We start from the raw sequence: 10,415 nt of genomic DNA, 5'->3' as shown, positions 1-10,415 counted from the left end.
CGGGCGGAGCTGCCGCTGGAGAGCGTCACCGCCGACACCCGCCTGCTGGACGGGCTGCACCTCAGCTCCATCGCGATCGGGCAACTGGTCAACCAGGCCGCCCGGGAGCTGGGGCTGGAGCCCGTCGCGGCGCCCACCACGTTCGCCACCGCCACCGTCGGGCAGCTCGCCGAGACGCTCCGGACGCTGGCCGCCGCCGGGGCGGACCGACGCGAGCCGACCGAGGTGGCGGGCGTCGCGCCCTGGGTCCGGCCGTACCGTGTCGCGCTGGTGGCCCGGCCGCTGCCGCCCCGGGTGGCCCCCCGCCGGGCGGGCCGGTGGGAGCTGCACGCCCCGCCCGACCACCCGTTCGCGGTGGCCCTGCGCGACGCCCTGCACGCCGCCGAGCTGGGCCCCGGGGTGCTGCTCTGCCTGCCCGGGGAGTACGGCCCCGACGACCTCGCCCTGGCCCTGTCGGCGGTGCAGGCCGCCGTCGCCGCGCCGGCCGACGCCCGGCTGGTCGTCGTGCAGCGCGGCCGGGGCGTCGCCGCGCTGGCCCGGACCGCCCGACTGGAGCACCCGGGGTTACTCACCACGGTGGTCGACCTGCCGGCCGATGGGGATCCGGTGGCGCGGGTGGTCGCCGAGGTGGCCGGCACCGAGGGCTTCACCGAGGCCCGCTACGGCGCCGACGGCGTCCGGCGGGTCCCGCTGCTGCGCCGGCTGCTGTCCGGTGGCCCGCCGGCCGCGCCGCCGTTGGACGCCGGGGACGTGCTGCTGGTCAGCGGCGGCGGCAAGGGCATCACCGCCGAGTGCGCGGCGGCGCTGGCGGCGGAGACCGGCGTCCGGGTGGCCGTGCTGGGCCGGGCCGATCCGGACCGGGACGCGGAGCTGGCGGCGAACCTGGACCGGCTGCGCGTCGCCGGCACGACCGTGCACTACGTCCGGGCGGACGTCACCGACCGGGCGGCCGTGCGGGCCGCGGTGGCCGAGGTGCACCGGGTCCTCGGGCCGGTGACGGCGGTGCTGCACGGGGCCGGACGCAACGAGCCGGCCGCTCTCGCCGCGCTCGACCCGGCCGCGCTGCACCGCACCCTGGCCCCGAAGGTGGACGGCCTACGGGCGGTGCTGGACGCCGTCGACCCGGCGCGGCTGCGGCTGCTGGTCACGTTCGGCAGCATCATCGGCCGGGCCGGTCTGCCCGGCGAGGGACACTACGCGCTGGCCAACGACTGGCTGGCCGAGCTGACCGCCGAGGTGGGCCGCCGGCACCCCGGCTGCCGGGCGCTCTGCCTGGAGTGGTCGGTCTGGTCGGGCGTGGGCATGGGCGAGCGGCTGGCCGTGGTCGAGTCGCTGGCCCGGGCCGGCGTCACCCCGGTCACCCCGGACGAGGGGGTGCGGCTGCTGCGCGAGGTGCTGGCCCACCCGGACCCACCGGCCACGGTGGTGCTCGCCGGCCGCACCGGAAACCTCGACACCCTCGGGTACGACCACCGGGAGCTGCCGCTGCTGCGGTTCCTGGAACGGCCGCTGGTGCACTACGACGGCGTCGAGCTGGTCACCGAGGTGGACCTCTCCCCCGCCACCGACCCGTACCTCGACGACCACCGCCTCGACGGCGCGCTGCTCTTCCCGGCGGTGTTCGGGCTGGAGGCGATGGCGCAGGTGGCCACCGCGCTCACCGGCACCTCCGGGGTGCCGGTGGTGCACGACGCCGTGTTCGCCCGCCCGGTGGTGGTGCCGCCCGACGGGTCCACCACCGTCCGGATCGCCGCGCTGGTCACCGCCGAGGGCCGGATCGAGGTGACGCTGCGCAGCGCGGAGACCGGCTTCGCGGCCGACCACTTCCGGGCGACCCTCTCGTTCGGGCCGCTGGACGGCGGCGCCGACGACCCGGATCCGCTCGACGGCGACCCGCCGCCGGTGGCGCTCGACCCGGCCGGCGAGCTGTACCGGGACGTGCTCTTCCAGGGAGCCCGGTTCCGGCGGCTGCTGCGGTACCGCCGGGTGACGGCCCGGCACGCCGAGGCCGACGTGTCCACCACCGACGACGTGGGCTGGTTCCATCCCGCCCTGCCCGCCGCGCTGGTGCTGGGCGACCCCGGGGCACGCGACGCGTTCATGCACGGCATCCAGGTCTGCGTTCCGGACGCCACCCTGCTGCCGGTCGGCGTGGAGCGGATCGAACCGGCCGGGCCGAAGCTCGCCGCCACCGAGGAGGTCCGGTTCACCGCCGCCGAACGCGAGCGGAGCGGGGACACGTACGTCTACGACGTGGCGGTGCGGACCGCCTCCGGCGCGGTGGTGGAGCGGTGGCGTGGCCTGCGGCTGCGGGCGGTACGCCGGCGGGACCCGGCGACGCCGTGGACGCCGGCGCTGCTCGGGCCGTACCTGACCCGCCGGCTGCCCGAGGTGCTCGGCGTCGACCTGCCGGTGGTGGTGGAGCCGCACCGGGCGCGGCTCGACCGGGCCGGCCGGCGGGCGGTCACCGCGACCGCGCTGTGGCGGGCGTCGGGTCGGCCGGTCCGGCTCGACCACCGTCCGGACGGCCGCCCGGAGATCGCCGGCGGTCCGCTGGTCTCCGCCTCGCACCAGCCCGGGATGAGCCTGGCCGTCGCCGACGCGTACCCGGTCGCCGCCGACCTGGAGGCGGTGACGGACCGGCCGGCGGAGGTCTGGCGCGACCTGCTGGGCCCGCACCTGCCGCTCGCCGAGCTGATCGCCACCCAGACCGGGGACCACGCCGGCGCGTACACCCGGGTGTGGTGCGCCCTGGAGTGCCTCCAGAAGGCGGGGCGGCCACCCACCGTCGCGATGGCCCTGGGGCCGCCGGTCCCGGTGCCCGGATGGGTGGTGCTGACCGACGGGGAGCTGCGGGTGGCCACGGTCGTCGCGGCGGTGCGGGACCGGGCCGAGCCGGTGGTGCTGGCGGTCCTGACCGGACGGAGGGCGTGAGATGGGCGAGGGGTGGAGCTACCGGCATGTGGTCGGGTTCGAGGAGACCAACCTGGTCGGCAACGTCTACTACGTCAACTACCTGCGGTGGCAGGGCCGGTGCCGGGAGATGTTCCTGCGGGAGCGGGCCCCGGAGGTGCTGGCCGAGCTGCGGGCGGACCTGAAGCTGTTCACCCTCCGCGTCGACTGCGAGTTCTTCGCCGAGCTGACCGCGTTCGACGAGCTGACCATCCGGATGGGGCTGGTGGAGGTGACCCAGACCCAGGTGGAGATGAGCTTCGACTACCTGCGCGGCGTGGGACCGGAGGAGACCCNGTCCCGACGCGGGTGCCGACCGCGCTGGTCCGGGCGCTGACCCCGTACCTCGACCCCTCGGCCTCGGTCCGCCATGGCTGAACCCCGCATCCGTACCCGACCCCAGGGAGGCACCATGACCGTCACGTCACCGACGGCGACCGGCGGCTGGCTCAACGGCACCCGGCACCGCGCCGCGCTCAACATCTTCATGCTGGTGGTGGTGGCCCACTGGGCCGAGCACATCGTGCAGGCCGTGCAGATCTGGGTGCTGGGTTGGCCCCGACCGCAGGCCCGGGGCGTGCTCGGGATGCCGTTCCCGTGGCTGGTGCAGCAGGAGTGGCTGCACTACGGGTACGCGCTGGTGATGCTGGTCGGCCTCTGGATGCTGCGGCACGGGTTCGTGGGCCGCTCGCGGGCCTGGTGGAACGCCTCCCTCGCCGTCCAGATCTGGCACCACCTGGAACACCTGCTGCTGCTGGTGCAGGCGCTCAGCGGGGCGTACCTGCTCGGCCGGGCGGTGCCCACCAGCATCCTTCAACTGGCCTTCCCCCGGGTGGAGCTGCACCTGTTCTACAACGCGGTGGTGTTCCTGCCGATGGTGGTCGCGGTCTACCTGCACCTGCGCCCGAGCGGCCGGGAGCTGTCCCGGATGAGCTGTAGCTGCCGCGATGTCGCCCGGACGGCCTGAGCCGGACGCGACCGGTCCGGACGCCGGTGGCGGTGGCGCTCCGGTGGCCCGCTGGCGGCGGGTGGCGGCGGTCTCCGTCGCCCTGCTCGCCGTCGCGGTGGTCGCCCTGGGCGTCACCGTGGCCCGGCGGCCGGCCCGGCTGGAGTCGCTGGACCCGGCGGACGGCGCCCGGCTCGCGACCGCGCCCGCGTCGGTGACGTTGTCCTTCACCGGCCGGGTGGACCCGCGGGAGGTGCACGTGTCCGTGGTGGGCGCGGGCGGGCGGCTGCCGGCCGGAGCGGCCCGGGTCGACGGCCGCACCGTCACCCTGCCGCTGCCGCCGGCTGGGCCGGGCGGCTACCGCCTCGGCTACCACGTCCTGCTCGGCGACGGGCGGGAGGTGTCCGGCCAGGCCGGCTACCGGGTCGGTGCGGACGGCGGGTCCGCGGCGGACGCCGGCTCCGGACCGGACGTCACCGCCGCGCCGGACTCCGCGGCGGGTACGGGCGGACACGACCATTTCGGTTCCGGGCCGCTGACCGTCGGTGTGCTGGTGTTCGTCACCGTGCTCACCGGATTCGCCGTGGCGGTGCTGCTCGGGCGGCCGGCCCGGCGGCGGGAGCGGGCCTGACCCGCCCGGCTCGGACCGGTCAGGCGGGCAGCGTCGGCAGGGTGACCGCCCGCAGCCGGGAGGTGGGGTAGTCGCAGTACCAGAAGCGGGTGCCGTCCCAGGCCACCCCGGTCGGGTTCCCGTCGACCCGGTAGGTGGCGACCTCCCGGCGGGTCGCCGGGTCGACCACGGTGAGGGCGCCGGCGGCGTGATCGGCGTAGACGAGGTGGCGGTCGGTGGCGGTGATGCCGGCGACCGCGCCGGTCACCGCGATGGTGTCCAGCAGCCGGCCGTCCTCGGCCCGTCGGTCGATCACGCGCAGGTCCTCGTACCCGAACCAGATGCCGTGCGGGCCCGCCTCCAGCCCGCAGAGGGTGTGCCCGGGACGCGGGTTCGGCGTCTCCGCGAGCACGGCGCCGGTCCGCGGGTCGACGGTGCGCAGGGCCCGGTCGCCGCCGACCACCTGGACCAGCCGCCCGTCGTGGACGGTGAGGTCGGTGCGGACCTGCGGGCAGGCGAACTGCCGCGCCACGACGCCCGAGCCGGGGTCGACCGCCAGGATGCGGCCCTGCTCGGCCTCGCTGAACCAGAGGAGCTGACCGGACCAGACCAGGCCGCACAGGTGCCGGGCCGGCACCGGAATGTCCCGCGTCGACTCCACCGTGACCGACATCCGCCACCTCTCCGGCCAATCTACGGGTTTTTCCAGTCAACCGGACGGGCGGAGGGGCCGTCAAGCGCCGGGCGGGCCGTCGCCGGCCCGCCCGCGCCCGAGGAGTCAGGACCGCTGGGTGGCCAGCTTGCGCGCGAAGAACTCGTCGGCGAGGTACTGGTCGGCGGAGAAGTGCCGGCCGCCGGCGAGCTTGCCGTCGGTGAAGGACCAGAGCACTGTCCAGCCCATGACGACCTCCTCGCCGTCCTGGTCGCCGTGGACCCACTGGGTCTCGACCACGTAGTCGTCGTTGGCCCCGGTGATCAGCTTCTCCGGGCGGAAGCCCATGCCGCCCATCCGGTCGAAGAACGCCACCACCTCGTCCCGGCCGCGTTTCTCGCCGGACATCGGGTTACGGCCGGGGAAGTGCCAGGACACGTCGTCCGTGGTCACCTCGGCCAGGGCGGCCATGTCGCGCTTCGAGTACGCCTCGAAGAAGCGTTGGATGATGTCCAGGTTGGGATGCGTCACGGACCTGCCTCCAGTCGGCACGGATCAGAACGGACACGCGGGCCGGGAGACGGGGCGGAGTTTCGGACGACCCCCGGGGCCGGCGCACTATACCTATCACAACCGGGGCGACCGGGTCGGGTGACGGGAGCAGCGCGTGTCACCCGGTCGCGCCCGCCTTGTCGCCGCTCTCGACGAACTCCCGCAGGTGGTCCAGGATCGGCGTCCACCCGGCACGCCAACCCTCGACCTCGTCCGGCCCGGAGAGCCGGTCGTGCACCAGCCGCAGCCGCACCCGGTCGTCGGCCGAGGGCGTCAGGGTGAACGTGACCCGGGTGTACGGCTGGTCCGCCGCGTCGTCGGCCAGCTCGTGCCGGAACGAGTAGGAGAGCCGGCGGGGCGGCTCGTAGGCCAGCACCACGCCGCTGTCGGTGACCACGTCGCCGTCGCCGTCGTGGAAGCGGACCGGCGAGCCCGGCGCCCAGGTCGACTCGATCCGCCGGTCGAACCAGTAGCGCCGGGTCACCCGGCCGTCGGTGAGCGCACGCCACAGCCGCTCCGGCGTGGCGCGCAGGTCCATCTCGTGCACGAAGGCGGGCTCGGTCATCGTCGTCCTCCTCGACTCGACTACTCGCACGGAAGGTAGTAAGCACATCGAGGCTGGTCAAGCAACCGTGCCGCGAGCTGCGGGAAAAGTCGGCCATGGATCGCCATCACTTTCACAACATATAGTTGCTGGGTTCCCACGGCAGGAGGAGCACCATGGACCCCACGACCGAACCGGCCCCCACCGGCCCGCGCCGCGCCCGGGTGTCCGGCGTGTACGACTACTACCTCGGCGGCGACCTCAACGACGAGGCGGACCGGGAGTTCGCCCGCCGGATGATGGCCAGCGTGCCGGAGGCGCCGGAGGTGGCCCGGCTCAACCGGGCCTTCCTGGCCCGCGCGGTGCGGCACTGCGCCCGCGCCGGGGTGCGCCAGTTCCTCGACATCGGCTCCGCCATCCCCCGCGTCGGCACGGTGCACGAGATCGCCCGCCGGGTGGCCCCGGAGGCCCGGGTGGCGTACGTCGACATCGAGGAGGAGGCGGTGACGCGGGGCCGGGCGCTGCTCGCCGGCACCCCGGGCGTCACGATGACGCATGGCGACCTGCGCCGCCCGGACGAGGTGCTCGGCCACCCGCGGGTGCGCGCCGTGCTCGACCTCACCGAGCCGGTCGCCCTGCTCATGCTCGGGGTCCTGCACTACGTCGCCGACGCCGACGAACCGGGCGCGCTGGTGGCGGCGTACCGGGACGCGGTCGTGCCCGGCAGCCACCTGGTCGTCTCGCACGGCACCGACGACGGCGCACCCGCGCGGGTGCGCTCCATGGTGGACCTCACCACGGCGGGGCAGACCGACGCCTACATGCGCACCCGGGCCGAGGTGACCGCGTTCTTCGCCGGCTTCACGCTGCTCGACCCCGGGGTGGTGTTCCTGCCCCGGTGGCGGCCGGAGCCCGGGGACGCGCCGGCCTCGCCGCGGGCCGAGGTGATGGCCTACGCCGGGGTGGGGCGGCTCGACTGAGCCAGCTCCGCCGGCAGCATCGGCTCGACCAGGAGCCGGTGGTAGCGGTCGGCCGCCGGGTCGGCCGGCCCGCCCGCGCCCAACCAGCTCCGCACCAGGCGCGACCCCTCGATGTACGTGGTGGTGTACGCCCGCCAGAGCGGGTCGGTCAGGAACGTGAGCATCTGCCCGGCCCGCTCGTCGCTGACCAGCATCCAGCGGGCCAGGAACGCGGCCACCTCGTCCGCCGGCCGGTGCTGGTCGTGCAGCATGATCGCGGCGTCCTGGCGGGCGGCGAGCAGCCGACCGAACGCGGTCTCGATCCGCTGGGCGCGGTCCCCGTCCAGGGTCAACCCGACCTCGGCCAGCACCTCGGCGGTCCAGGCGCCCCAGGAGTCCCCGAGCGCGACGTGGATGGCCTGCTCGGCCATGCCCTCGGCGATCAGGCACTGGGGCGTGTTCACCAGCGCGATCGACTGCTCCGCCCAGCCCCGCCGGCGGACCAGTCCGTCCTCCTTCAGGCAGTGCTCGGCGTGGTGCCCGGGGTACGCCTCGTGGGTGGCGACGAACGGCAGCGAGGTGATCCGGTGTCCGACGTCGGCGTTGAGCGCCACCCGGGAGCGCAGGCCGCCGAGATAGGTGTTGAAGGCGTTCCACGGCTTGCCGGTGACCACCTCGAACTCGACCCGCTCGCCGGGCGGCAGCGGGAACCGCGGGGCCAGCTCCGCGCGCAGCGCCGCGGCGACCGCCCGGACCGCTTNCCCCCCCCAGCCGGTCCCGCAGCGACGCCGAGCCGGGCAGCTCGGCGTCGAGGTCGGCGTGCGCGTCGGCGTACCAGTCGGGGTCGCGCGGGGTGATCCGGACCTGGAAGTACGACTCGATCTCGGCGAGGAAGGGCAGGTCCTCCCCGGCCAGGCGGCGGCCGGCGCACTCCAGCGCGGTCAACTGGGCGGCCAGGAAGCGCCGCCGGGCCGGCGCGAGCCCGCTGTCCGGCACCGCCGCGGCGACCTCCCGCGCCTGCCGGAGAAGGTCCGTCGCGGTGGGCCGCGGCTCGTCGCGCACCTGACGGTCCAGGGCGGGGTCGCCGATCCAGCAGTCCACGAAGCCGTCCACCAGCCGACCGAACCGCAGCCCGAGCAGCAGGTAGTCGCGGACGACGGGCGGCACCGGTTCGCGCTCCATACGACCTCCTCACCGACGCTATCCAAAGTGGAAGTGGGATGCGGTCAGCCTGCCGGGTCAGCGCACCACAGGTCAAGGATCGATACTTGACTCGCGACACAGCGATATAAGAACCTATAGCTTGGTCGCGCAGGGCAGCGATCGATGCACCGGACCGACGACCGGTCCCGGCCGCGCCCGCCCACCCCGCCCCCACCGTGGGAGGACCCGTGTCTCCAACTCGTCATCCGTCTCGGCGCCGCGTGACCGCGGGCCTCCTCAGTGTGCTGCTCGTGCTGACCACCGACGCGCTGACCGGGGCGACCGGAGGTCTCGGCGCGCCCGCGTCCGGGCCGGTCACGGTCACCACGTCGAGTGTGCGGGCGACCGACGGTCGCACCTACACGATCACCAACCACCTGACCCGAGACGCCCGCCGAGGCTCGCTGCGCCGCGAGTGGCTGCTGGTCTGGGCGGGCGACACGGCACCGGGTGGCGGCGCCCCCACCGGCGCCGCCGGGCACCACGCCGCCGCCTCCGGCCCGGAGGGCCAGGGGCCGGACTTCCTCGCCGTCGTCGACGCCACCAAGGGCTCACCGAGCTACGGCCGGGTGGTCAACACCGCCACCCTCGACCCGCTGCGCGGCAACGAGCCGCACCACCTCCAGTACGCCTGGCACAAGGGCGACAAGGTCTACGCCGGGGGCATCCTCTCCGACACGACGTACGTGTTCGACGTGGCCCGGCTGCCGGAGGTACGGCTGTCCGGCGTCAACACCGCCGGTGACACGCCCTGCGGGTCGGTCCCCGACGCGTACGCGGTGCTCAGCGACGGCACCGCCTACGGCACGTACATGGGCGGGCCGGACCTCACCGGACCGTGCCGCTACACCAACGGTCAGGTGCGCGTCGGCAACGGGTACGCCGGCTCCCCCGGCGAGATCGTCCGGATCGCTCCCGACGGCCGCACGTTGAGCGAGGCGCCGGCGATGGCCGCCTCCGGGGAGAGCACCGCCTGGTGCCCCAACCGGCCCGCGCTGCCGAAGGCGACCTGCGCCAACCCGCACGGCATCGCCGTCCGCGAGGACCTGAACCGGATGGTGGTGACCGACTTCGCGGAGATCCGTAACTACCTCGACAAGCCGGACGGGGAGTTCGACCCGTACCTGATCCGCGACACCGTGCGGATCTTCGACATCTCCAAGCGGAACGACCCGCGGTTGGTGTCGGTGACCCACATGCCGAGCGGTCCCCGGCAGGAGCAGCTCCCCGTCTTCGAGGAGGAGAAGCTCTTCATGGAGACCGCCGTCACCCACCAGCGCCGCAACCGGGGCGCGTTCGCCTCCACCATGTGGGGTGGCGCCGTGTTCTACACCCCGGACATCACCGCCCGGAAGCCCGCCTGGCGGGAGGTCTTCGACGACAGCGCCGCCTACCGCCGCTTCGACACCAGCGGCCTGCTCACCGGCGCCGGGGACGGCGGGAGCTGGTTGCAGCTCAGCCCCGACGACCGCTTCCTGTTCCACACCGTGATGGGCGTGCAGCTCGGCGGCGACCGGGAACTGACCAGCGGCATGGTCTACGTCCTCGACGTCAGCAAGCTGATGGCCGCGGGCCGGGACCCCCGGTGCCGGATCGACACCACGCCGGAGATCACCGGGGGCGGCGCCGAGGCGGACTGCCCCGCGCTGGTCGACGTGTTGCCCATCCGCGACGTCACCGACGGCGGCCCGCACTGGGGCGCGATGGACACGTTCACGCGCAGCGGCCCGCACGGCGTCTACCGGGAGACCGGGAAGGTCGAGCGGATCGCCACCGCCAACTACTTCCTGGCCCGCCTCGGCGGCGACGGCGACCACCGGGTCTGCATGATCGACGTGGCCGGCTCGGGTCGCCTCTCCCTCGACCCGTCGTTCCGCGACGAGAGCACCGGCAGCGCGTGCGTCAACTTCAACCGTCCGGTGTGGCCGCACGGCGCGTACGGCGACGCCCGGCCGCACGGCGTGCTCTTCGCGGTCGCCGACGACGACATCCGGGGC

At 74.7% G+C, this 10,415-nt stretch carries 9 protein-coding genes and 1 pseudogene; 6 read left to right on the top strand and 4 right to left on the bottom strand.

Features of this window, described 5'->3' with window-relative positions; all coding sequences use genetic code 11:
- From B1205_RS32635 to B1205_RS28345, 4 genes and pseudogenes are all read left to right on the top strand, one after another.
- On the top strand, positions 1-2,934 hold a 2,934-nt coding region (locus tag B1205_RS32635; RefSeq protein ID WP_254910280.1), incomplete at its 5' end, for an SDR family NAD(P)-dependent oxidoreductase.
- A gap of 1 nt (position 2,935) precedes the next feature.
- Positions 2,936-3,330 (top strand): annotated as a pseudogene (locus B1205_RS28355) (acyl-CoA thioesterase).
- A 34-nt stretch (positions 3,331-3,364) separates the two neighbouring features.
- On the top strand, positions 3,365-3,919 hold the full coding sequence (locus B1205_RS28350; RefSeq protein ID WP_089158389.1) for a hypothetical protein: 555 nt from the start codon (positions 3,365-3,367) through the stop codon (positions 3,917-3,919).
- Entirely contained in the window at positions 3,900-4,529 is a 630-nt protein-coding gene (locus tag B1205_RS28345) for a copper resistance CopC family protein (protein ID WP_089158388.1), read from the top strand. The genes B1205_RS28350 and B1205_RS28345 overlap by 20 nt, the downstream gene beginning before the upstream one ends.
- Before the next feature lie 19 nt (positions 4,530-4,548).
- On the opposite strand, the gene B1205_RS28340 is transcribed toward B1205_RS28345, so the two are convergent.
- From B1205_RS28340 to B1205_RS28330, 3 genes are all read right to left on the bottom strand, one after another.
- The gene (locus B1205_RS28340; protein WP_089158387.1) at positions 4,549-5,181 is read right to left on the bottom strand and encodes a hypothetical protein; all 633 of its coding nucleotides are present in this window, start codon (positions 5,179-5,181) and stop codon (positions 4,549-4,551) included.
- Between the two features lie 105 nt (positions 5,182-5,286).
- Complete coding sequence (locus B1205_RS28335) at positions 5,287-5,691, bottom strand: nuclear transport factor 2 family protein (protein WP_089158386.1); 405 nt, start codon at positions 5,689-5,691, stop codon at positions 5,287-5,289.
- Positions 5,692-5,830: 139 nt separating this feature from the next.
- Entirely contained in the window at positions 5,831-6,277 is a 447-nt protein-coding gene (locus B1205_RS28330) for an SRPBCC domain-containing protein (protein ID WP_176308852.1), read from the bottom strand.
- A gap of 155 nt (positions 6,278-6,432) precedes the next feature.
- Here B1205_RS28330 and B1205_RS28325 point away from each other — a divergent pair, with 155 nt between their 5' ends.
- On the top strand, positions 6,433-7,236 hold the full coding sequence (locus B1205_RS28325) for an SAM-dependent methyltransferase (protein ID WP_089158384.1): 804 nt from the start codon (positions 6,433-6,435) through the stop codon (positions 7,234-7,236).
- Here the strand turns inward: B1205_RS28325 and B1205_RS33665 are convergent.
- Positions 7,209-7,889 carry a hypothetical protein gene (locus B1205_RS33665; protein WP_254910279.1) on the bottom strand — a complete coding sequence of 227 codons (681 nt, stop codon included), beginning with the start codon at positions 7,887-7,889 and terminating at the stop codon, positions 7,209-7,211. The genes B1205_RS28325 and B1205_RS33665 overlap by 28 nt on opposite strands.
- Positions 7,890-8,639: 750 nt before the next feature.
- On the opposite strand from B1205_RS33665, the gene B1205_RS28315 reads away from it, so the two are divergent.
- A partial coding sequence (locus tag B1205_RS28315; protein ID WP_176308851.1) for a hypothetical protein occupies positions 8,640-10,415 on the top strand: 1,776 nt, incomplete at its 3' end.

The organism is Micromonospora sp. NBS 11-29 (genome assembly GCF_002140155.1).
Lineage (GTDB): Bacteria > Actinomycetota > Actinomycetes > Mycobacteriales > Micromonosporaceae > Micromonospora.
This window is presented reverse-complemented; position numbering and strand designations above follow the sequence as displayed.

Bases quoted from the DNA above. Each gene is read 5' to 3' on its own strand.
- B1205_RS28325 (WP_089158384.1), top strand. From the start codon at position 6,433: ATGGACCCCACGACCGAACCGGCCCCCACCGGCCCGCGCCGCGCCCGG.
- B1205_RS28330 (WP_176308852.1), bottom strand. From the start codon at position 6,277: ATGACCGAGCCCGCCTTCGTGCACGAGATGGACCTGCGCGCCACGCCG.
- B1205_RS28340 (WP_089158387.1), bottom strand. From the start codon at position 5,181: ATGTCGGTCACGGTGGAGTCGACGCGGGACATTCCGGTGCCGGCCCGG.
- B1205_RS28345 (WP_089158388.1), top strand. From the start codon at position 3,900: ATGTCGCCCGGACGGCCTGAGCCGGACGCGACCGGTCCGGACGCCGGT.
- B1205_RS28350 (WP_089158389.1), top strand. From the start codon at position 3,365: ATGACCGTCACGTCACCGACGGCGACCGGCGGCTGGCTCAACGGCACC.